Genomic DNA, 22,406 nt, shown 5'->3' with positions numbered 1-22,406 from the left:
GCCAAGCCACCCAGGACTTGGACGATACGGTTTCAAACACGCTTGACAATCGGCTTCATGAACGGCAAGGCCGGCGCTTTCCCCTGCGGGAAGCGTCGGCTTTTCGTCGTGTTCGGGGCGTTGGAGACGAGCCCCCTCCCTAGCCCTCCCCCGCCGCCGGCGGGGGAGGGGACTAAAGGGGGGCAGAATGGGGATGATGTGGGGCCGGGCGTCTTGTTCGTGGCCGTGGTGCCCCCACCTACCCATCGACAGCGACGATGCGGGAGGACAAGGAATGCGCATGGGCCGAACCGCCGCCCTGATGACCGCCACCACCCTTGCGGCTTGCCTGAGCGTCACCGACGCGAGCGCCGTGGACAAGGTCTTCAAAACCGAAAAAGCGATGGTGTCGGTGAAGACCGTCGCCAGCGGCCTCAGCCACCCCTGGGGTCTGGCCTTCCTGCCCGACGGGCGGATGCTGGTGACCGAAAAGGATGGCCGGTTGCGCATCGTGGCGTCGGACGGGAGCGTGTCCCCTCCGGTGAAAGGTGTGCCGAAGGTTGACGACCGCGGGCAGGGCGGCCTGCTCGACGTGGCGCTGGACCCGGATTTCGCGCAGAACCGCCTCGTCTATCTCAGCTTCTCCGAACCCGGGACGGAGGACGGCACCAACTCCACCGCCGTGGCGCGCGGCGCGCTGAACGCCGACGGCACTGCCCTGACCGATGTTCGGGTGATCTTCTCGCAGAAGCCCAAGGTGGAAAGCCGCATGCACTACGGGTCCCGGCTGGTCTTCGACCGGCAGGGCCACCTCTACGTGACGCTGGGGGAACGCTCGCTGGAGCGGTTCCGGACGCAGGCGCAGGACCTCGACTCGCATCTGGGCAAGGTGGTGCGGATCAACCGCGACGGTTCCGTGCCCGCCGACAACCCCTTCGTGAACCGCTCCGGTGCGCTCCCGGAAATCTGGTCCTATGGCCACCGCAACATCCAGGGCGCGGCGCTGAACCCGCAGACCGGTGCGCTGTGGATCAACGAGCACGGGCCGCGCGGCGGCGACGAGGTCAATGTGCCGGAACCGGGGAAGAATTACGGCTGGCCGGTGGTGTCCTATGGCGTGAACTACAACGGAACGCCGATCGGGACGGGCAAGTCGAGCGCCCCCGGGATGGAGGAGCCGGTGTATCAGTGGACTCCGGTCATCGGCTCCTCCGGCATGACTTTCTACACGGCGGACACGGTGCCGGGCTGGAAGGGCAGCCTGTTCAACGGCGGGCTGGCGACCAAGGAGGTCGTGCGGCTCGAACTCGACGGCAACAAGGTCAAGCACGAGGAGCGCATGTTCCGCGATCTCGGCAAGCGCATCCGGCAGGTCACCCAGGGTCCCGACGGCGCGCTCTATCTGCTGACCGACGAGAACCGGGGCGAGATCCTGCGGGTGACTCCGGCGGGTAAATCGTAAGCATCGGTTCAGCGGCCATTGCGGCGGCGGTGCGGTTTCTTCAGGCGCTCCGCGGCCATCAGGTCGCTGCGGCTGACGCCGATGTCCCTCAGCAATCGGTCGTCAAGGCGGTCGGGGGCGACGGCGGTCCGCCGGGGCCGGCGCTCCATCAATTTGCGGCAGATGCCCAGCAAGGTGGCGGTGAGCGACTTCGGCAGGGTTGCGCCGAAGGCGCGGACGGTGGACAGGGTCGGCATGGGCGATTCCTCCGTTCGGGCGGGGACTGCCGCCCCGCGTTGCCGGTCCTGTCTAGCGGGCTTTGGCCGGTGGGGAAGTGGCCCCCTTCACACCGGCCCCGCGCTTTCCGGACTTCCGATGGGACGGCAGGGGCGCTACACAGGCATCCATGCCAGCCATCACTCCCCCGTGCATCATCCCCGTCGACGACCCGGACGACCCGCGGATCGCCCCCTACCGCAACGTGAAGGAGCGCGACCTCGTGGGGCGGGAAGGGCGCTTCATCGCCGAAGGGGCGGTGGTGCTGAGGACCCTGCTGACCGCCTCGCGTCATGAGACGCTGTCGCTGCTGATCGCCGACAAGCGGATCGCCGGGCTGGCGCCGATGCTGGAGGCGTTGCCCGCGGGAGTGCCGGTCTACAGCGCCCGGCAGGAGGTGCTGGACGCCATCGCCGGCTTTCCATTGCACCGCGGCATCCTTGGGCTGGGGCAAGCGGCGCCGATGCCGGAACCGGACGCCCTGCTCGCCGGGCTGGGGCCGCGGGCAACCGTGCTGGTGCTTTGCGGGATCGGCAACCACGACAATGTGGGCGGCATCTTCCGCAACGCGGCGGCCTTCGGGGTGGACGCGGTCCTGCTCGATTCCGGCTGCTGCGACCCGCTCTACCGCAAGGCGATCCGCGTGTCGGTCGGGGCGGCGCTGCGGGTGCCCTTCTTGCGGATTCCGGCGGGAACCGATCCGGTCGCCCTGCTGGAGCGGCACGGTTTCGCTGTCCTCTCGCTGAGCCCGGCGGGAGCGGTCCCTCTGGCGGCTCTGCGCCGACCGGAGCGCGCGGCGCTGCTTCTGGGGTCGGAGGGGCCGGGGCTGCCGGCCTCCGTACTGGTGCGGACGCGGACGGTGCGCATCCCCATGGCACCGGATTTCGATTCCCTGAACGTCGCCACCACCAGCGGGATCGTGCTGCACCACCTCGCCTTCATGGCGGGGCCGGAGTCAGGCGTCGGCTGAGCCGTCGATCCGGCGCAGGCCGGGCGGGGTGGCCTCGCGCAGGCTCCGGGCAAGCGCGCGGAAGCCGGCGGCGCGCGGGTCGCTGGCCCGCCAGACCAAGCCGATGACCCGGCCCGGCGGGTCGTCTTGGAAATCGCGGTAGGCGACCAAGCCGCCAACCGTCGCCGCCTCCCCATGTCCGGTGGCCAGCTGCGGCATCAGCGTGTAGCCGGTGCCGCTGGCGACCATGTGGCGCAGCGTTTCCAGCCCGGTGGCGTGGCGCATGCCGCGGGTGGTGGCTCCGCAGGCGGCCAGCGCCTGATCGCGCAGGCAATGCCCCTCCTCCAGCAGCACCAACTCGCCGGGGTCGAGGTCGGCCAGGGCGATGGAGGGCAGGCTTTCCAGCCGGTGGCCGGCGGGGTGGGCCAGCACGAAGGGTTCGAAGAACAGGGCGTCGCAGGTCAGCCCCTCCGCCTCGACGGGCAGGGCGAGCAGGACCGCGTCCAGCCGACCCTCGCGCAACTCCTCCAGCAGGCCGTCGGTGCGGCCTTCGGACAGGACGAGCTGGACGTCGGGTAGGTGCCGACGCATCGCCGGCAGGACATGGGGGAACAGGTACGGCCCCAGCGTCTGGATCGCCGCGATGGCGAGCGGACCGTGCAGGGCTCCCGCCGTCCCGCGGGCCAGCGCCAGCAGGCGGCGCGCCTCCTCCAGGACGACGCGGGCTTGGCGGATCACCACCTCGCCCTGTGGGGTGGGCAGCACGCGGCGGCTCGTCCGCTCGAACAGGGGGATGCCGAGAAGGTCTTCGAGCTTGCGGATCTGCGCGCTCAGCGACGGCTGGCTGACAGAGCAGCGCTCCGCCGCCTTGCCGAAATGCCGCTGCTCGGCCACCGCCACCACATACTCCAGATCGCGAAGGGACAGACCGGCGAGATTCATAGGTTCAGACTATCGAAGCATTTGAAACGATGTCTTGGATATATCAACGAAGCGGCGGGATAACCAGGGGGCAAAGCGGACGCGGCAACTGATAAGAAACGCAAGGAGTTGAGCCATGAGCACCCTGACCACTGCCGCCGGCATCCCCGTCGCCGACAACCAGAATTCGCTGACCGCCGGCCCGCGCGGCCCGGTGCTGATGCAGGATTTCCACCTGATCGAGAAGCTGGCCCACTTCAACCGTGAGCGCATTCCGGAACGGGTGGTCCATGCCAAGGGGGCCGGCGCCTACGGCGTCTTCCGGGTGACCCGCGACGTGACGCCCTACACCGCGGCCAAATTCCTGTCGGCGGTCGGCAAGGAGACGGAGGTGTTCCTGCGCTTCTCCACCGTCGGCGGCGAGAAGGGCTCCGCCGACGCCGAGCGCGACCCGCGCGGCTTCGCCGTCAAGTTCTACACCGAGGACGGCAATTACGATCTGGTCGGCAACAACACGCCGGTCTTCTTCGTCCGCGACCCGCTGAAATTCCCCGACTTCATCCACACGCAGAAGCGCAACCCGGCGACCAACCTGAAGGACCCGACCGCGGTCTGGGACTTCTTCTCGCTGTCGCCGGAGACGATGCACCAACTGACGATCCTGTTCAGCGACCGCGGCACGCCGCGCGGCTACCGCCACATGGACGGCTTCTCCAGCCACACCTTCTCGTGGATCAACGCGGCGGGCGAGCGCTTTTGGGTCAAGGTCCACTTCAAGACCCGCCAGGGCATCCAGAACTTCACGGCGGAGCAGGCCGTGCGCATGGCCGGCGTCGATCCCGACCACGCCACCCGCGACCTGTTCGCCGCCATCCGCGACGGTGATTTTCCGGCCTGGACCGTCTCGGTTCAGATCATGCCGGAGGTGGAGGCCGACGCCTACCGCATCAACCCGTTCGACGTGACCAAGGTGTGGCCGCACGCCGATTACCCGCTGGTCGAGATCGGCGAGATGGTGCTGAACCGCAACCCGGAGAACTTCTTCGCGGAGGTCGAGCAGGCCGCCTTCAGCCCGGCCAACGTGGTGCCCGGCATTTCCTTCAGCCCGGACAAGATGCTGCAGGGCCGCCTGTTCGCCTACGCCGACGCGCACCGCTACCGGCTGGGCGCCAACCATCAGGCGCTGCCCGTCAACCGCCCGCACGCCGCGGCGGTCCGCAACCACCAGCGCGACGGGGCCATGCGCTTCGACGGCAACGGCGGCGGCAGCCCGAACTACGAGCCGAACAGCTTCGGCGGGCCGGTGCAGAACCGCGCGGTGGCCGAACCGCCACTGCGCATTTCCGGTGACGCTGCCCGTTACGACCACCGCGAGGGCAACGACGACTACGCCCAGGCCGGCGCGCTGTTCCGCCTGATCGGGGCGGAGGCGCAGGAGCGGTTGATGGACACCATCGCCAACTCGTTGGGGGAGGCGCCGGGCTTCATCCAGCGGCGGCAGTTGGTGCACTTCTTCGCGGCGGACCCCGCCTATGGCGCGGGCGTCGCGAAGCGGCTGGGGGTGACGGTGGCGGCACAGCCTGAAGAGGCCGCCGTGGCCGGCTGAGCCCAACTCCCGAACACTTGGCGCCGCCGGACGCATCCCCTCGCGTCCGGCGGCTTTTTTTGTAGGACGGATCAGTCCGTGGAGGCGTTTTGCCGATTCGCCCAGCCCTCGGCAATCCGCGGCAGGTTGAACTCGATCCAGTCGGCGAGGAGGCGCACCTTCTCGGCGGCCTCCCGCCCCAGCGGCGTCAGGCTGTAGTCGACATGGGGCGGCACCACGTCGTGGGCGGTGCGCTTGACCAGCCCGTCGCCCTCCAGCCATTGCAGCGTCTGGGCCAGCATCCGCTCGCTGACCCCGCCGATGGTGCGGCGGAGTTCGCTGAAGCGCAGCGTTCCGCTTTCCAGGGCGATCAGCACCAGCACGCCCCAGCGGCTGGTGACATGTTTCAGCACCTCCCGCGAGGGGCAGGCCGCGGCCATCAGGTCGCCGCGCTGCATCCGCTCCGACAGCGGCAGCGGAATGTAGTCATCGTCCGGTTCCGGCATGGCCGTCCTTCTCCCGCCAGGATTCTTCACACTTACATTTATGTACGTACTTACGAAAAGTAAGCAAGTGGCTTAGGTAGGTGGTCACCACCCAACCGCAAACGGAACACCCGACCATGACCATCGCCGTCACCGGTGCCACCGGCCAGCTTGGCCGCCTCGTCATCGCCCGCCTGAAGGAGACGGTTCCGGCCTCCGGCATCGTCGCCCTGGTGCGTTCCCCCGCCAAGGCCGCCGACCTGGGGGTCGAGGCCCGCGAGGCCGACTACGGCAACCCCGACGCGCTCGCCCGCGCGCTGTCCGGCGTCGACACGCTGCTGCTCATCTCATCGAACGAGATCGGGCAGCGGGCGGCGCAGCACCGCAACGTCGTCAACGCCGCCAAGGCGGCGGGCGTCGGCCGGATCGTCTACACCAGCCTGCTCCACGCCGACCGCTCGCCGCTGAGCCTCGCCGAGGAGCATCGGGTGACCGAGGAGGACATCACGGCGTCGGGCATCCCCTTCACGATCCTGCGCAACGGCTGGTACACCGAGAACCACACCGGCTCGGTCGGCGCCGCGCTGGCCGGGGGCGCCTTCATCGGCAGCGCCGGCGACGGGCGGATCTCCTCGGCCACGCGCGCCGACTACGCCGACGCGGCGGTGGCGGTGCTGACCGGCAGCGGCCATGAGGGCAAGACCTACGAGCTGGCCGGGGACGAGGCCGTGACGCTGGCCGACCTCGCCGCGGAAATCTCCCGCCAGTCCGGCAAGGACATCCCCTACCGGAACCTGCCGGAGGCGGATTACGCGGCCATCCTTGCCGGTTTCGGCCTTCCGGAAGCCTTCGCGAAGGGCATCGCCTCCTGGGACGCCGACGCGTCGAAGGGCGCGCTGTTCGACGACGGGCGCCAGCTGTCGGCGCTGATCGGGCGCCCGACCACGCCGCTGTCCGCCGCCGTGGCCGCCGCCTTGCCCCGATAAGGGCGGGCCGGCAAAGAAAAAGACCCCCTCGCCCGTGCAAGGCGAGGGGGTCTTTTTTTGAGAGGCTACGGTCTGACGACGCTTACTGCGAGGCCGCCGCGATCTCCCGCGCGCGGCGGGAGACCGACGCCGCGTAGTGGTCCTTGGCCAGCACGGTGTAGACCGCCGGCAGGACGAACAGCGTGAACAGCGTGCCGATCAGCATGCCCGACACGATCACCAGACCGATGGAGAAGCGGCTGGCGGCACCGGCGCCGGCGGCGGTCAGCAGCGGCAGGAGGCCCACCACCATCGCCGCCGTGGTCATCAGGATCGGGCGCAGGCGGACGCGGGCCGCGTGCTCGATGGCGGTGCGGCGGTCCACCCGCTCGTTGATCTGCATCTCGCGGGCGAACTCCACCATCAGGATGCCGTGCTTGCTGATCAGGCCGATCAGCGTCACCAAGCCCACCTGGGTGTAGATGTTCATGGTGGACAGGCCGAAGAACAGCGGCAGCAGCGCCCCACAGATCGACATCGGCACCGAGATCAGGATCACCAGCGGGTCACGCAGCGATTCGAACTGCGCGGCCAGCACCAGATAGATGACCACCAGCGCGAAGACGAAGGTGACCATGAGCTGACTGCCCTCGGTCACGTACTGGCGCGACTCCGACAGGTAGGAGTGACCGAAGCCGGCGGGCAGAACCTCGCGGGCCTGCCGTTCCAGGAACTCCACGGCCTGGCCCATCGTCACGCCCGGCATCGGCACCGCGGAGAAGGTCGCGGAGGGAAGCTGGTTGTACTTGGTCAGGGCGTTCGGCTCCGTCGCCATCTCGATCGAGACGACGGTGGACAGCGGAATCTGCGCGCCGTTGCCCGCCGTGACGTAGTAGCGGGTCAGCGTCTCCGGCGTCAGGCGCTTGTCGCGCGGCACCTGCGGGATGACCTCGTAGGAGCGGCCGTTCAGGTTGAAGCGGTTGACGTAGTTGCCGCCGACCAGGACCGCCAGCGTGTCGCCGATCGACTGCATGGACAGGCCGAGGTCCGCCGCCTTGGAGCGGTCGACGTGCAGCCGGACGACCGGGCTGTTGAACTGCAGGTCGCTGTCGGTGACGATGAACATGCCGCTTTCCATGGCGGCGGCCTTGATCCGCTCCATGGCGTTGAAGATGGTCTGGTAGTCGCCGGGGCTGTTGATGACCATCTGCACCGGCAGGCCGCCGGTGGAGCCGGGCAGGGCCGGCGGCGACACCAGGAACACCTGCGTGCCGGCCACCTTGCCGAGATCGGCCTGGACCAGCGGCTGAAGCTCCTTGGCGCTGCGGGTGCGCTCGTCCCACGGCTTCAGGATCATGCCGGCGAAGCCCTGGGTCAGGGTCGGCAGACCGTTCAGCACGAAGCGGGTGTCGGTCTCCGGGTAGTGGGTGAACACCTCGTCCATCTCGCGCCCGTAGGCGTCCATGTAGTCGAGGTTGGCGTACTGCGGCCCCTTGGTGATGCCGAACAGGATGCCCTGGTCCTCCTCCGGCGCCAGCTCCGACATGGTGTTGGCGAAGAGGAAGCCGACGCTCAGCAGGACGCCGAAGCCGAACAGCAGGGTCGCCGCCCGGTAGTCCAGCGCGCCGGCCAGACGCCGCCCGTACCAGCCGGACAGCTTGTCGAAGGTCCGGTCGACGAAGCGGGCGAAGCGCCCCTCGTTCATGTCGCGGGTCAGAAGGAGCGAGCACATCATCGGCGACAGCGTCAGCGCCACCACGCCGGAGATGATGACCGATCCCGCCAGGGTGAAGGCGAACTCGCGGAACAGCGCGCCGGTCAGGCCGCCGAGGAAGCCGATGGGCGCGTAGACAGCGGCCAGCGTGATGGTCATCGAGATGATCGGCCCGATGATCTCCCGCGCGCCGATCAGCGCGGACTCGACGGGTGACTTTCCCTCCTCCAGGTGGCGGTGGACGTTCTCCACCACCACGATGGCGTCGTCCACCACGAGGCCGATGGCCAGCACCATGGCGAGCAGCGTCAGCAGGTTCAGGCTGAAGCCCATCGCCAGCATGATCGTCGCCGCACCCACGATGGACAGCGGGATGGTCACGATGGGGATCAGCACCGAGCGGAAGGAGCCCAGGAACAGGAAGATCACCACGATGACGATGCCGACCGCCTCCAGCAGCGTCTTCTGCACCTCGTCGATGGAGGCCTGGATGAAGCGGGTGGAGTCGTAGACGATCTCCATCTTCAGCGACGGCGGCAGGTTGCGCTCCAGCTCCGGCACCAGCTTGCGGATGTCCTCCACAATGGTCAGCGGGTTGCCGGTCGGCGTGGAGTTGATGCCGATGAAGATCGCCTGCTGGCCGTTCATCGACACGCTGGCGTTGGAGCTTTGCGCGCCCAGCTCGATCTCGGCGATGTCCTTCATGCGGACCAGCGCGCCGTCCTTGGACTTCACCACCATCTGCCGGAACTGCTCGACGTCGGTCAGGCCGGTGTTGGTGGTGATGTTGGAGACGACGAAGACGCCCTTCGATTGTCCAGGGGCGGACTGGTAGTTGTTGGCCTGGATTGCCGCCCGCACGTCGGCGGCGGCGATGTTGCGCGCGGCCATCCGGTCGGGGTCGAGCCAGACGCGCATGGCGAAGGTCTGCCCGCCCAGGATCTGCGCCTCGGCGACGCCGGACACGGTGGACAGCAGCGGCTGCACCACGCGCGTCAGATAGTCGGAGATGGCCGCCCCGGACAGCTCCGGGCTGGCGAAGCCCATGTAGAGGATGGAGGTCGTCTCGCCCGTGGACTTCAGGATCACGGGGTCGTTGGCCTCGCGCGGAAGCTGGTATTTGACCTGCTGCACCTTCGACATCACGTCGGTCATCGCGACGTTCGGGTTGAAGTTCAGCCGGATGTAGGCGGTGACGAGGCTCACCCCCTGGGTGGAGGAGGAGGTGATGTAGTCGATGCCTTCCGCCGTCGCCACCGCCTGCTCGATGGGCGTCGTGATGAAGCCCTGCATCAGGTCGGGGGAGGCGCCGGCGTAGGAGGTGGTGATGGTGATGACGGTGTTCTGCAGCTCCGGATACTGCCGGATCGGCAGGTCCGTCAGCGAGCGGACGCCGACCAGCAGGATCAGCAAGCTGACCACCAGCGCCAGAACCGGCCGTCGGATGAAGATGTCGGTGAATGACATGGCCGGGTCCTCAGTTGCGCGGAACGGTCTGCGGCGGCACCAGCGCGCTCGCTTCCGTCGGCACCACGGCGGCGCCGTTGTTCAGCTTGAGCTGGCCGGAGGACACCACTTGGTCGCCGGGCTTCACCCCGTCGAGGATCTCCACCTTGCCGTCGAAGCGGTCGCCGGTCTTGACCGGGACGCGGTTGGCGACATGGCCGTCCTTGCCCTCGGCGTCCTTCTTGGCGGCGACGACGAAGACGCTGTCGCCGTAGACCGTGTAGTCCACCGCGGTTTCCGGGATGACAATGCGGTTCGCGGCCGGCGGCTGGACGACGCGGATGTTGGCGAACATGCCGGGCAGCAGCTTGCGCTCCGGATTCTTCAGCGTGGCGCGCACCTTGATGGCGCGGGTGTCCGGGCTGACCTGCGGCTCGATGGTCGAGATCACCGCGTCGAAGTTGGCGCCGGGGGCGGCGTCGGCGGAGATCAGCACCGGCTGGCCGACGCGGATCTGGCTCAGCGCCTGCTCGGGCAGGGTGAAGTCGACGAACAGGTTGGTCAGGTCGGTCAGCGTGACGACGGGGCCGCCGGCGCTGACATACTCGCCGACATTCACCTGCCGGATGCCGAGCTCGCCGTCGAAGGGGGCGCGGATCAGCTTCTGGGCGATCAGCGCCTCGGTCTTCTTGATGTTGGCGTTGGCCTCGTCGAGCTGGGCCTGGTTCTGGTCCACGGTGACCTGCGGGCCGGCCTGGTTGCGCAGCAGGTTGCGGGCGCGCTGCAGGTTGTTCTCGGCCAGTTTCGCCTGGGCGCGGTAGGCCAGCAGGTCGGCTTGGTCCGGAGCGTCGTTGAGCTGCACCAGCGGTGCGCCGGCCTTCACGCTGGCGCCCGATTCGAAGAAGATCTGGGTCACGCGCCCGACCACCTCCGGCGCCACGGTGACCTGCCGGCTGGCGGTCAGGGTGCCGATGGCGGTGGTGTATTTGGGAACGGACTGCGCCGTCGCCTCGGCCACCGAGACGGGGGTGGGCGGCGGCTTGTTGCCGGCGAAGAAGTCGGCGATGGCCTTGTTGCGGAAGTTGTTGAAGGCGTACAGGCCGCCGAACAGCACGGCCAGGATGACGGCCATGATGATGATGCGGAACGCCAGCCGCCCGCGGGTGACCGGACGGCGTGCGGTGGTCCGCTCTGGCGCGTGACCGGAATGGTTGATGTCACTCGTCACGATCAGCCTCTCTCGAACAGGTCGGTTCTGGTTCTGTTGATTGGGTGCAATGCAATAAAGGCGTGTAAAGGGCGACGGCTTCCTCCCGCAGGCCAAGGCCGCGCAGGATGAAGGCGACCGCGTCGCGGATGGTGCGCCGTGGCTCGGCCAGGGAAGGGACGAGCGGCGTCGGCGGCAGGTGGATGGTGGCCAGGGTCGATCCCAGCATCTCCGCCAGCCAGAAGGCGTTCTCCGTCACCGGGGCCGAGGGGATGAGGTCCCCGGCGTCGCGGGCGGCGCGCAGCGAGGCCACGAAGGGGGGCGCGATGTGCTCCGACATCCAGCGGCGCACCATATGGGCGAACTCCCCGTCCTCCAGCAGGCTCATGAAATAGAGCCGGAAGCGGGGAAGCATGGTGTCGCGCTCGCTCGGCAGTTCGCAGGCGTAGCAGCTCACCATCGCCTGGACGTAGGCGGCGAGCGTCTCCGTGCTTGGCGGCATCGCCAGCAGCTTCGCCAGATCCTCGTCCCCATCCACGCAGGAGCGGAAGATCGCCTCGTAGAGGGCGGCCTTGCTGGGGAAATGCTTGAAGATCAGCGCCTCCGACACGCCAGCGGCCTGCGCGATCTCTTTGGTCGTGGTGGCGGCGAACCCCTTGCGCGCAAACAGCGGAAGGGCCGCGTCGATGATCGCCGCGCGCCGGGCCGAGTTGTCCAGCCGTCCCATGATTAACCTTATAGCATAAGTGAGTACTAACTCACTTTGTTCGGGCTGGAGATACCATGGCGCGTCCGGGCTGTCCATACTGGTCATCGGAGCGGTGTGCGGGGCGCGAATTAGCGCTTGACCTTCCCGCCGCTGAAAGGTGGAGACTGTGCGGTGTGATGCCGACACAGGAACGGGAAGCGGTGATGGCGCGGGGTGGATGCACCCTTGGCGGGATGCTGCCGATCGGACGGCTGGTGGCGGGGCTGCTGCTGCTGGCCGCGCTGGCGCTGTTCGCGCCGTCCGCCGCGCAGGCGCACGTTCATGCCGGTGCCCAGCAAAGCCACGCTGCGCCCGCCGCTTCGGCGCCAATGCCAGTGGCGGGCGCCTGGGTGGGGGATGCCGACCACGCGCCGCCGGCGGACGACGCCTGCGCGGGCCGGAACGGGCTGTCCTGCGGCGGGGCCTGTCCGATGATGCTGTCGGGCATTGCCACAACAACGGCCTTTCCGGCGCCGCCGGTCCGCGCGTCCGCAGCCTTCCGGCCGACCGGCCTGTTGCCGGAGGGGATCGGCCCGCCGCCCGCCCTTAGACCACCGCGCATGGCCGTTTGACCGGACTCCACGCCCAAGCTGCGCCTTCACCGCGCGCTAAGGGCCGGCATTTCCCAAGAACGGACCAACGTATTATGACGAGTCTTCAGACCCGCCGCCGTTTCCTGGCGTCCGCGGCTTCGGTCGCCGCGCTGGGCGGCCTTTCCACTCTTCTTCCCGCAGTCGCGCGCCCCGCGTGGGCCGCGGCTCCCCTCCGCCTCGCCGTCGAGCGGCGGGTGCTGGAGGTGTTGGGCAAGCCCGCCTCCGTCTTCGGCATCCGCCAGCCGGACGGCACCTCCGGCCTGTTCCTCGATCCGGGGCAGCGCTTCCTGGTCGATCTGGCGAACCGGGCGGGGGAGGATGCCATCATCCATTGGCACGGCATGACCCCGCCCTACGCCCAGGACGGGGTTGCCGACGCGAACCGCCCGCTGATCCGCGACGGCGCCAGCCAGAGCTACGACTTCGAGCCGCGGCCCGGCACCCACTGGATGCATTCGCACCACGGCCTCCAGGAGCAGCGGCTGATGGCGGCTCCGCTGATCGTCCGCGCCGCCGAAGACCGGCGCGAGGACACGCAGGAGGTCACCGTGCTGCTGCATGACTTCACCTTCAAGGACCCCGCCGAGGTGCTTGCTGGGCTGACCGGCGGCGGCATGGAACATGGGAGCATGAATCACGGTGGCGGTCATGGCGGCGGCCACAGTGGTCATGGCAGCGGCCATGGCGGCGCCATGCCGATGATGAACCACTCCATGGACATGAAGGGGATGGGGGACATGAAGGGGATGGGCGGCATGACCATGGCCGCCATGGACCTGAACGACGTGGAGTACGACGCCTACCTTGCCAACGATCGCACGCTCGACGACCCGGAGGTGGTGCGGGTGGAGCGCGGCGGGCGGGTCCGGCTGCGGCTGATCAACGGGGCGACCTCGACGGCCTTCCACATCGACCTCGGCGCCCTCGACGGCACGGTGGTCGCGGCCGACGGCAACCCGGTGCAGCCGGTGACCGGGCGGCGCTTCGGCATGGTCATGGGGCAGCGGCTGGACATCCTCGTCCAGCTTCCCGCCGAAGGCGGCGCCTTCCCCGTCCTGGCGCAGCGGGAAGGAGAGCGTCAGCGCACCGGCATCATCCTCGCCACCCCCGGCGCCACGGTGAACAAGACCGGCGGCCTCGCGGACGCCGCCGCCGGGCCGGTGGACCTGTCGCTGGAGCAGCGGCTGACGGCGCTCGCCCCCCTGGCGCCGCGCCCCACGGATGCGGCCTTCACCATCCGTCTGACCGGCGGCATGGCCCCCTATGTCTGGACCATCGACGACCGTCCCTTCGGCGAGCACCGGCCGTTGACCGTCCGCAAGGGGCAGCGGGTGACCGTCACCATGGTCAACGAAAGCCAGATGGCCCACCCGATGCACCTGCACGGCCAGCATTTCCAGGTGACCGCACTCAACGGGACGGCGCTGGCCGGGGCGGTGCGCGACACGGTGCTGGTGCCGATGAACGGTTCCGCCACCATCGCCTTCGACGCCGACAATCCCGGGCGCTGGCCGTTGCACTGTCACAACCTTCTGCACATGGCGACCGGCATGATGACCGAATTGGTGTACGAACAAACCATATGAACACGAAGATTCCGGCGCGGCCCGACCGCGCCGGAACGGGTACCGCAAAAGCCCCGCGCCGGTTCGGACGGATGAAACCGGCAAATCCAGACGCATTCCTTTGGGAGCGAACTTTCACGCATCACTCCCATTCACATTGGACCGGGACGTGTCACTTCTCTTCCATCTCCGGGGGCGGCAACCAATGTTCCGGGACCAATCTTCTGCGGGGGCGGCCATTGGCCATGGATACGTGGTGTTATGACGGCGGTGCCGGGGGGCGCTCAGCCGCCGGGTCTGGTGACGGGTCTGCCGGCGATGCCGCCGGTGCGGCGGACCTGTGGCTGGACCCGGATCTTGCGGCCCTGGAGGCGCTGTCGCTGCGGGTGCGGGACTTGGTGCTTCCGCATCTGGGCAGCGGGCCGGCCGTCTATGCGGACATTCCGGTCCATCTGAACGTCGGGGATCTGCTGATCAACCAGGGGGCGGAGGCGCTGTTCGCCGACGGCGGCGTGGAGATCCGCGAGCGGGTGACGCTGGGCAACGCCCGGCGCCTGCTGCGCCGCCAGCGCGACGGGCAGGCGGCGATCCTGCTGCACGGCGGCGGCAATTTCGGCGACCTCTACCCCCATCACGAGACGTTCCGGCAGAAGGTGCTGGAGAGCTTTCCATCCAGCCGCATCGTGCTGCTGCCGCAGACCGTCTACTACCGCGACCACGACCGGCTGCGCCACGACATGAAGCGCTGGGCGGCCCACCGCAATCTGGTCTTCATGGCGCGCGACGCGCCGTCGCTCGATCTGGTGCGGCCCTTTCTGGGGGAGCGGGCGATCCAGGTGCCGGACCTCGCCCATTACCTGACGCGCTATCCGACCCGGCTGACGCCGGTGCGTTCGGCCCACGACACGACCCTGCTCGTCATGGCCCGGCGCGACCAGGAATGCGCGGGGCGCCATTGGCTGCGCCAGGACTCGCCGGTCTTCGACTGGGAGGACCTGTGCGGGCCGGAGGATTTTGCCGGCTTCGCGCTGGCCGCCCGGCTGATCCGGCTGGACGACGCGGTGCCGCTGCCCGCCGACCCGCTGCGCGGCTGGTATCCCATCCGCGACCGGCTGGTCCGCAAGGCCGTCGCCCATTTCGGTGCGGCCAACGCCGTGGTCACCAACCGCCTGCACGGGATGCTGCTGGCGCTGATGATGGGGCTGCCGGTGCAGGTGCGCGACAACTCCTACGGCAAGCTGACCAACTACATCGACAGCTGGCTCGCGGATTGGAAACGGTAAGGTCCCTGGGAACGTTTGCGCCCCGCATCCGTCTGTCATCCCGGAACATGGGCTGAAGAGGGCATCGGCGGGCATGGCGGGCAAGGGGCTGCACATCGGAGTCGAGGAGACGGCGAGCGGAGGTCTGGTCCGCCGCACCGTCCTGCTGTCCGAGGACGGCGCCCGCCGCCGGCACCGCGTGGTCTACGATTTCGAGGATCCGGCCGGGACCGCGGCGGACCGGCCGATGGACGGGGCGGTCATGGGCGTCCTGTTCCACGCCATGGAGCGGGGCCTGCCCGTCCATGTCCACGGGCCGCTGAGCCGCACGGCCCTGCACAACATCGACGCGCTCCAGGGGGTGTGGCGGCGCTGGCGTCCCGACCGCTACCGGACGGTGGAGATCATTCCGGAGGCGGTCGTCGACCGCAACGCGCCCAAGCCGGGCCGCCGGGCCATCGCCGCCTATTCCAGCGGGCTGGACAGCACCTTCACCATCCTGCGCCACCGGCTTCTCCTGCCGCCGGAGCGACGCCATACGGTCGGTGCGCTGCTGATGGTGCATGGCTTCGACGTGGAACTGGACCGCCCCGAAGATTTCGAGCGTCTGGTCGAGCGCACCCGGCCCTTCCGCGAGCGGGTCGGGCTGGACCTGCGCGTGGTGCGGACCAACAGCAAGGAGCTGCATCTCCAAAACTGGCAGGATTCCCACGCGGCGGAACTGGCGGCCTGCCTGCATCTCCACGAAGCGGAGTTCGAGTTCGGGCTGATCGGCAGCACCAAGCCCTACGACGCGCTGGTCATCCCCTACGGCACCACGCCCATCGCCGACCATCTGCTGTCCGGCGACGGCTTCTCCATCGTGCACGACGGGGCCGCCTATTCCCGCACGGAGAAGGCGGCGGCGGTCGCCGCCTACCCGGAGGCGGTGCGTTCCCTGCGGGTCTGCTGGGAGGGGGCGGAGCAGTTCCGGAACTGCGGCGTCTGCGAGAAATGCGTGCGCACCCGAATGAACTTCGCCGCCGCCGGGGTGGCCGCCCCGGAGTGCTTCGACGGGCCGCTCGACCCCGCGCGCATCGCCGGCATCCCCGTGCGCAACGAACCGCAGGCGGCGGAACTCCGCTCGATCCTCGACTACGCCCGCCAGCACGAGGTCGAGGGGGAATGGCTGGAGCGGCTGAAGGAGCGGGTGCACGCCATCCAGCCGGATTTTGGCCATTCCGATCTTGTCTCTCCCGAGCCCCGTCCTGTCCGGGCGATGAAGGGCGCCGCCGCCTCGCTGCGGCAGGCGGCGGTGGGACTGCTCGACGCGATGGAGCTGAAGCAGCCGCTCAAGCGGGTCCGCAACCGGCTGCGGACCCGCGGCTGATTCTGTCGTTCCGTCGCGCTCCGAGCCGTCGCATCGCCACCAGCATCAGCATCGCCGCCGTCAGCAGCAGAATGGCGCAGGCCACGGCGACGCCTGTCTCGCCGGTCGCGATGTTGAGGAAGACGGCCATGGGCAGCGTCTCGGTCTTCAGGCGGGTGGCCCCGGCGACCATCAGCGTGGCGCCGAACTCGCCCAATGCCCGCGCCCAGGCCAGCACGGCCCCCGCCGCGATCCCCCGGGCGGCCAGCGGCAGCTCCACCCGCCAGAACACCGCCCAAGGGGCGGCGCCCAGCGACTGCGCGGCGACGGCGTAGTCCCGGTCGACGGACCGGAAAGCCGCCGTTGCGGTGCGCACCACCACGGCGGTGGACACGAAGGCCAAGGCCAGCACCACGCCGGCGGGAGAGAACAGCAACTCCATTCCCAGCGCCGGGAACGGCCCGTTGCGCCCGAGCAGGAACAGAAGCCCCAGCCCGGCGACCAGCGGCGGCATGACCAGCGGCACGTCGAGCAACGTGTCGAGCAGCATCTTCCCCGGAAAACGCCGTCGCGCCATCAGGTAGGCCGCCGGCAGGCCGAGGGCCAGCGCGATCCCCAGCGCCGCGACCGAGGTCAGCGCCGACAGCCGCAACGCGAACAGCGTTTCCGCCCCGCTCAGGGCGGCCCAGAGATCGTCCGGGGGCAGGCGGGCCAGCAGGGCGCCCAGCACGCCCGCGATCGTCAGCGCGACGACGGCGAGCGGCAGGGCCAGCAGGACGGTGAAGCCCATCCGTCACATCTTCGGGGCGGGCGGGAAGCCGAAGCGCTGGAAGGTGGCGAGGCCGGTGTCCGAGGCCAGGAAGTCGGCGAAACGCTTGGCGGCGTCCGGCGCGGTGCTGGTCTTCAGCACGGCGACGGGGGCGTGTTCGGCCTCGTATCAGTCCGGCGGGACGGCGAGAACGGACAGCTTGCCGGGATTCTGCGCCGCCTCCGACGCGCCGATGATGGCGGCGTCCACGTTGCCGTCCAGCACATAGAGGGCGAGCTGCTTCACGGTCGCGGCGCGGACGGTGACGTTGCGGCGGATCGCCTCGCCCTGGCCGGACTTGTCCAGGATGTCCTCCGCCGTGCGGCCCAGCGCCATCGCCTGCGGATCGCCCAGCCCGACGCGGACGCCCGGCTTGGCGAGGTCGGCGAAACTGCGGATCGCCTCGGCCTTGCCCGGCGCCACGGCCAGCACCGGACCGTGGACCACCAGCACCTTGAGGTCGGCGACGGCGTCCAGTTCCTTCAGCTTGTCGGTTTAGAAGGTCGTCCCGGGGATGAACAGGTCGCCGGTCCGCGTCTCGGCGAAGCGGGCGAGAAGCTGGCCAGACCCGCCATACTCGGCCGTCACGGTGATCCCGGTCTCCTTGCGGAACTCCTCGATCAGCGCGTCCACCGGCGGGCGGAGGCCGGCGCCGACATAGGCGTGGAGGTCCTGGGCCGCCGCTGCGATGGTCTGGGCGGCGGTCTGGAGAGCCAGCAGCCCGACGGCGAGGGCGAGGGCTTTCAAACGCATGGACACGGTTCCTTCGGTTCGTTGCGGAATGACGACTCGCCCGACGCTGTATCGATTCGGATACTGCGCTGGTGGGGCGCTGTCAACAGGCCGTTGTACGCGAAGGTATATAGCGGTTGGGGCAAGGTGCGTTCCCTCTCCCCTTTGGGGAGAGGGTAGGGCGAGGGGGTTGCGCGTGTGCTGGACTTACGGCTATGCGCAACCCCCTCACCGGCCCTGCGGGCCACCCTCTCCCCAGAGGGGAGAGGGCTTCCGACTCAGCTCACCAGCGCTTCCAAAGCCCCGCGCATCCCGCGCTCCTCGATCACCGCCAAATGGACGGCGGTGCGGTGGGCCAGGCCGGGGACGCGCGTCAGATCCTCGCCCCACAGCGCGGCGTTGGACAGCACGGCGTCCACCAGCGCCGCCGGGTCACCGCCGTGCGCCGCCCAGGCGTCGGACAGCGCCGCCAGCACCGCAGCGTCATCGCGGATCGGGTAGGGACCGGCGTCGCGGTTGCCGATGCAGGCGCCGTCCGCCGCCGGCGTGCCCTTGTAGAAGCGCAGCAGGGCGGCCAGCGAGAAGGACAGGCCGTCCGGTGCTTCGCCATGGGCGCTCGCGTAATCCTTCAGGCTGGGCAGGACGCGGACCTGCCACTTCGACACCGAATTCAGCGAAATCGCGATCAACTCGTGCCGGATGTAAGGATTGCCGAAGCGCTCCATGATGGTGCGGGCATAGTCGCGGCGCTCGGCGTCCGGCAGGGGCACGAAGGGGACGATCTCCCCGAACATCACCGTGTTCAGGTAGGCGGACAGGGTGGCGTCGTCCATCATGCCCTTCACCGTGTCCACCCCCGCCACGAAGGCGGCGAGCGCGCTGGCCGTGTGGGCGCCGTTCAGGATGCGCACCTTGCGCGTGCGGTAGGGCTGCAGGTCGTCGGTCCAGACCACGTTCAGCCCGGCCTTGTGCAGCGGGAACTCCTCGGCCAGGGCCGCCGGGCCTTCGATGACCCAGACATGGAACGGCTCGCCGGCCACGGCCAGCGGGTCCTCATAGCCCCACGTTGCGGCGAGTGCCGCGGCCTCGTCGCGCGGGTAGCCGGGGACGATGCGGTCGACCAGCGTGTTCAGGAAATGGTTGTGCGCCTCGACCCAGGCGGCGAAACCGGATTCCAGGCCCCAGCGCTTGGCGTGGGCCAGGACGATCCGCTTCAGCTTGGCGCCGTTGGCCTCGATCAGCTCGCAGGGCAGCAGGACGAGGCCGCTCTCCGGCGTGCCGCCCAGCGCGGTGAAGCGGGCGTGCAGCAGAGCCGCGACCTTGGCCGGAAAACTCTTTTGGCAGGCGCCGGGGGTGTAGGGCTCCGCCACGTCGGCGATGCCGGCCTCCGTCGTGTTGGACACCAGGAAGCGCAGCGCCGGGGACGTGGCGAGGGCCAGCATCCGGTCCCACTCCGCGTAAGGGTTCAGCGCGTCGGACACGCAGCTCACCACCCGGCGTGTTTCCACTTCCTTGCCTTGCTCGATGCCGCGCAGCAGGACGGTGTACAGTCTGTCCTGCGCGTTCAGCAGGCCGGCGACGCCCTGGTCCAGCGGCTGGGCGACGGCGACCCCGGCGCTCATCAGCCCGGCGCCGTTGGCGACGTCCACCATCCAATCGACGAAGCCGCGCAGGAAGTTGCCGTCGCCGATCTGAAGGACGGTGACGGGCAGCCGCGGGGCGCCCGTCGTGTGCGCCACATTGAAAGCGCCGGCGGCGAGCGATTCACGGGAAAGAAGAGGCATGACGGAGGGTCCTTTGGGAATCGGAGTTCAGGCGACGCCGAAGCGGTAGACGATGCGGCCCGCGTACCACTGGCCGGGGGCCAGCGCCGTGGAGGGGAAAGACGGGATGTTGACGGCGTTGGGGAAGCGCGACGGCTCCAGGCAGAAAGCGCTGTGCCGGGTGTAGAGCGTGCCGCCCTTGCCGAGGTCGCGCGGCGTCTGGCCGTCCAGGAAATTGCCGGTGTAGACCTGCACACCGGGTTCGGTGGAGAGGACCTCCAGCACCCGCCCGCTGCCGGGGTGGACGACGCGGACGTGCAGCCCCAGCGCACCCTCCGGCTTGTCCACCGCGTAATGCAGGTCGTAACCCTTGCCGAGCGTCAGCATCGGGTGGTCGGCGCCGATCCGCGCGCCGAAGGCGGCGGGGCTGCGGAAGTCGAGGGGGGTGCCGGTCACGTCCACCAACTCCCCGGTGGGGACGGCGGTGGCGTCGAGCGCCAGATAGCGGCTGCCGTTGACCGTCGCCACATGGTCGAGGATGGAGGACCCGGCGTCGCCCGACAGGTTGAAGAAGGTGTGGTCGGTGAAGTTCGCCACAGTCGCCTTGTCCGCGGCTACGGCGGTCCAGGCGATAGTCAGGGCGTTGTCCTCGTCCAGCGCATAGACCAGACGGACGGGCAGGGTGCCGGGGAAGCCCTCCTCGCCGTCCTGGAAGACGTAGGTCAGTTCCAGGCTCGTCTCGTCAAGCTGCCGGGCGGCGAAGGTGCGGAAGCGCGAGCCGCGCTGGCCGCCGTGCAGCGTGTTGGGCGGCGCGTTGACGGCGGTGTGGTGCTCCACCCCGTCCAGCGTGAAGCGTCCGCCGCCGATGCGTCCGCAATAGCGCCCGATGAAGGAGCCCATGGAGGGCTGCCCGGCCATCGTTTGCTCCAGCGTCTCATAGCCCTGCACCACGTCGCCGAGGGCGCCGTCGCGGTCGGGCGCCAGGATCTGGACGATCTTGCAGCCGTAATTGGTGATGCGGACGACCATGCCCCGGCGGTTGCGCAGGGTGAACAGGTCGGTCGGCGTGCCGTCAATGGTGGCGCGGAAACCCTCGCGCTGGAGGTCGGCATAAGGCGTCATGGCGTGGGTGCCCCTTGGACCGGAGGATGCCGGAAGGATATTGGATATATTAATATATCAGTTATCGGGGCGGAAGGAGAAAAGCGCCCGCCGCCGGAGCGGGCGCTTTTGCCGCACATGAAGGGATGGGCAAATGTCAGCCGGGCAGCGTCACGTCCGATCGGGCGTCTCACCTTCTGCGTGGTGGCGAACCGGTTCCAGCGACGCGCAACAATTGAGGGTTGCCGGGGCTTCAGTGGACCGGCCGGAAAGACCGGGGAGGACAGCCGTGACCACCCTCTTTCACGACGCTCTGCACGAGGATTTCGGCACTTGGCCCATCGCCTACATCCCTTATGGCGGGGCGGAGTTCGGCGAGATCAAGGCGGTCGCCGAGGCCATAGGCGACGGTGACGACGGCGCCTATTACGAGGCCTGGACCGCGATGGGCGACCGGCTGGGGCACGAGGCCGACATCGCCCTGGTCAAGGGCCGCAAGGCGACTGCCCGCGCCCTCTATCTGCGGGCGAGCGCCTTTTACAACGCCTCCTTCCACCCGCTCTACGGCGCGCCCGTCGATCCCCGCCTGATCGCCGCCTTCCGCAAAGGGACGGCAGCGCTCGACAAGGGGCTCTCGCTCGGACCGCGCCCGGCTATCCCGCTGGCCGTTCCCTTCGGCGGGATGGCGATGCCGGGCCGCTTCATTCCGGCAGAGGGCTTCGAGACCCGGGTCCGCCCGCTGATCGTCTTCACCAACGGCTACGACGGCACCATCACCGACATGTATTTCGCGTCGGCGGTGGCGGCCTCGCGGCGGGGTTATCACAGCCTGTTGTTCGACGGTCCCGGCCAGGGGGCCATGCTCTACGAGCACGGCGTCCCGCTGCGGCCGGACTGGGAAACGGTGATCGCGGCGGTGGTTGATTTCGCCGAAACCCTGCCGCTCGTCGATGCGGCGCGCATCGCGCTCAGCGGTTGGAGCCTTGGCGGGCATCTCGCCCCGCGCGCCGCGTCGGGCGAGCCGCGCATCGCGGCGCTGATCGCCGATCCCGGCACCTGGAGCATCGCCGACGGCTTCCGCGACGTGGTGGTGCACAAGCTCGGCGTCGCGCCGGAGGCGGCGGCCGACCCCGGCGCCCTGGACCAAGCCGTGATCGACCGCATGGACGCCTTCATCCGCAGCCACCCCCAACTGAATTGGAAGGTCGTGCAGCGCGGCTTCTGGGTGCATGGTGTCACGGACCTGCGCTCCTACCTCGCCTCCGCGGAATTGTTCACCATGCGGGGACGGGCGCATCTCATCGCCTGCCCCACCCTGATCACCCAGGCGGAGGGTGACGCCCTATCGGCCGGTGCGGGGGCCTTCTTCGACGCGCTCACCGGCCCGAAGACGCTGATGCGCTTCACCGCCGCCGAAGGCGCCGCCGGGCATTGCGAGATGGGCAACCGCTCCCTCCTGAACCTCCGCGTCCTCGATTGGCTCGATGACCAGTTCGCGGGCGGAGGCTGACGCGCTGC

18 protein-coding genes and 1 pseudogene are annotated in these 22,406 nt (G+C 69.1%); 9 read left to right on the top strand and 10 right to left on the bottom strand.

Annotated features, from left to right (window positions below):
* The first annotated feature begins 274 nt into the window (after positions 1-274).
* Complete coding sequence (locus FHW79_RS23275) at positions 275-1,441, top strand: PQQ-dependent sugar dehydrogenase (RefSeq protein ID WP_247884556.1); 1,167 nt, start codon at positions 275-277, stop codon at positions 1,439-1,441.
* A gap of 8 nt (positions 1,442-1,449) precedes the next feature.
* Here the strand turns inward: FHW79_RS23275 and FHW79_RS23270 are convergent, their stop codons facing one another.
* Positions 1,450-1,677 carry a DUF1127 domain-containing protein gene (locus FHW79_RS23270; protein ID WP_183181091.1) on the bottom strand — a complete coding sequence of 76 codons (228 nt, stop codon included), beginning with the start codon at positions 1,675-1,677 and terminating at the stop codon, positions 1,450-1,452.
* 149 nt (positions 1,678-1,826) lie between these two features.
* Here FHW79_RS23270 and FHW79_RS23265 point away from each other — a divergent pair, with 149 nt between their 5' ends.
* Positions 1,827-2,666, top strand: a complete 840-nt coding sequence (locus tag FHW79_RS23265; protein WP_183181090.1) for an RNA methyltransferase — start codon at positions 1,827-1,829, stop codon at positions 2,664-2,666.
* Here the strand turns inward: FHW79_RS23265 and FHW79_RS23260 are convergent.
* On the bottom strand, positions 2,652-3,587 hold the full coding sequence (locus FHW79_RS23260) for a LysR substrate-binding domain-containing protein (RefSeq protein WP_183181089.1): 936 nt from the start codon (positions 3,585-3,587) through the stop codon (positions 2,652-2,654). The two genes, FHW79_RS23265 and FHW79_RS23260, sit on opposite strands and share 15 nt — an antisense overlap.
* Positions 3,588-3,702: 115 nt before the next feature.
* Here FHW79_RS23260 and FHW79_RS23255 point away from each other — a divergent pair, with 115 nt between their 5' ends.
* Positions 3,703-5,172 carry a catalase gene (locus FHW79_RS23255; protein ID WP_183181088.1) on the top strand — a complete coding sequence of 490 codons (1,470 nt, stop codon included), beginning with the start codon at positions 3,703-3,705 and terminating at the stop codon, positions 5,170-5,172.
* 71 nt (positions 5,173-5,243) lie between these two features.
* On the opposite strand, the gene FHW79_RS23250 is transcribed toward FHW79_RS23255, so the two are convergent.
* Positions 5,244-5,657: a helix-turn-helix domain-containing protein gene (locus FHW79_RS23250; protein ID WP_183181087.1), complete on the bottom strand. Its 414-nt coding sequence runs from the start codon at positions 5,655-5,657 to the stop codon at positions 5,244-5,246.
* Positions 5,658-5,773: 116 nt separating this feature from the next.
* Between FHW79_RS23250 and FHW79_RS23245 the strand changes: the two genes are divergently transcribed.
* Complete coding sequence (locus FHW79_RS23245; RefSeq protein ID WP_183181086.1) at positions 5,774-6,622, top strand: SDR family oxidoreductase; 849 nt, start codon at positions 5,774-5,776, stop codon at positions 6,620-6,622.
* 82 nt (positions 6,623-6,704) lie between these two features.
* Here FHW79_RS23245 and FHW79_RS23240 read toward each other — a convergent pair whose 3' ends face one another.
* Genes FHW79_RS23240 through FHW79_RS23230 form a run of 3 tightly spaced genes read right to left on the bottom strand, consistent with a single transcriptional unit; the run spans position 6,705 to position 11,695 of the window.
* Positions 6,705-9,782, bottom strand: a complete 3,078-nt coding sequence (locus FHW79_RS23240; protein WP_183181085.1) for a MexW/MexI family multidrug efflux RND transporter permease subunit — start codon at positions 9,780-9,782, stop codon at positions 6,705-6,707.
* Between the two features lie 10 nt (positions 9,783-9,792).
* On the bottom strand, positions 9,793-10,989 hold the full coding sequence (locus FHW79_RS23235) for an efflux RND transporter periplasmic adaptor subunit (RefSeq protein WP_183181084.1): 1,197 nt from the start codon (positions 10,987-10,989) through the stop codon (positions 9,793-9,795).
* On the bottom strand, positions 10,979-11,695 hold the full coding sequence (locus FHW79_RS23230) for a TetR/AcrR family transcriptional regulator (protein ID WP_183181083.1): 717 nt from the start codon (positions 11,693-11,695) through the stop codon (positions 10,979-10,981). Before FHW79_RS23230 ends, FHW79_RS23235 begins: the two co-directional genes overlap by 11 nt.
* Positions 11,696-11,853: 158 nt before the next feature.
* Here FHW79_RS23230 and FHW79_RS23225 point away from each other — a divergent pair, with 158 nt between their 5' ends.
* The 4 genes from FHW79_RS23225 (at position 11,854) to FHW79_RS23210 (ending at position 16,505) form a co-directional block, all read left to right on the top strand.
* Entirely contained in the window at positions 11,854-12,288 is a 435-nt protein-coding gene (locus tag FHW79_RS23225) for a hypothetical protein (protein WP_247884555.1), read from the top strand.
* 74 nt (positions 12,289-12,362) lie between these two features.
* The gene (locus FHW79_RS23220; protein ID WP_183181082.1) at positions 12,363-13,895 is read left to right on the top strand and encodes a multicopper oxidase domain-containing protein; all 1,533 of its coding nucleotides are present in this window, start codon (positions 12,363-12,365) and stop codon (positions 13,893-13,895) included.
* Between the two features lie 224 nt (positions 13,896-14,119).
* A complete protein-coding gene (locus FHW79_RS23215) occupies positions 14,120-15,157 on the top strand; it encodes a polysaccharide pyruvyl transferase family protein (RefSeq protein WP_183181081.1) in 1,038 nt (345 codons plus the stop codon).
* Between the two features lie 73 nt (positions 15,158-15,230).
* Positions 15,231-16,505 carry a hypothetical protein gene (locus FHW79_RS23210; RefSeq protein ID WP_183181080.1) on the top strand — a complete coding sequence of 425 codons (1,275 nt, stop codon included), beginning with the start codon at positions 15,231-15,233 and terminating at the stop codon, positions 16,503-16,505.
* On the opposite strand, the gene FHW79_RS23205 is transcribed toward FHW79_RS23210, so the two are convergent.
* The 4 genes and pseudogenes from FHW79_RS23205 to FHW79_RS23190 all read right to left on the bottom strand — a co-directional run bounded on the left by FHW79_RS23205 (position 16,468) and on the right by FHW79_RS23190 (position 20,909).
* Positions 16,468-17,274 (bottom strand): ABC transporter permease, encoded by an 807-nt coding sequence (locus FHW79_RS23205; RefSeq protein WP_183181079.1) that lies wholly within the window; start codon positions 17,272-17,274, stop codon positions 16,468-16,470. The genes FHW79_RS23210 and FHW79_RS23205 overlap by 38 nt on opposite strands.
* A gap of 3 nt (positions 17,275-17,277) precedes the next feature.
* Positions 17,278-18,045: pseudogene (gene modA, locus FHW79_RS32835) on the bottom strand (molybdate ABC transporter substrate-binding protein).
* Positions 18,046-18,302: 257 nt separating this feature from the next.
* On the bottom strand, positions 18,303-19,808 hold the full coding sequence (locus FHW79_RS23195; RefSeq protein WP_183181078.1) for a tagaturonate reductase: 1,506 nt from the start codon (positions 19,806-19,808) through the stop codon (positions 18,303-18,305).
* A 27-nt stretch (positions 19,809-19,835) separates the two neighbouring features.
* On the bottom strand, positions 19,836-20,909 hold the full coding sequence (locus FHW79_RS23190) for an aldose epimerase family protein (protein ID WP_183181077.1): 1,074 nt from the start codon (positions 20,907-20,909) through the stop codon (positions 19,836-19,838).
* Positions 20,910-21,177: 268 nt separating this feature from the next.
* Here FHW79_RS23190 and FHW79_RS23185 point away from each other — a divergent pair, with 268 nt between their 5' ends.
* Positions 21,178-22,398 carry an alpha/beta fold hydrolase gene (locus FHW79_RS23185; RefSeq protein ID WP_183181076.1) on the top strand — a complete coding sequence of 407 codons (1,221 nt, stop codon included), beginning with the start codon at positions 21,178-21,180 and terminating at the stop codon, positions 22,396-22,398.
* Positions 22,399-22,406: the final 8 nt, after the last annotated feature.

The organism is Azospirillum sp. OGB3 (assembly GCF_014192915.1).
In the GTDB taxonomy this organism is placed as follows: domain Bacteria; phylum Pseudomonadota; class Alphaproteobacteria; order Azospirillales; family Azospirillaceae; genus Azospirillum.
Note: the sequence above shows the minus strand (reverse complement) of the source record. Positions and strands in the feature narration are given on the sequence as shown.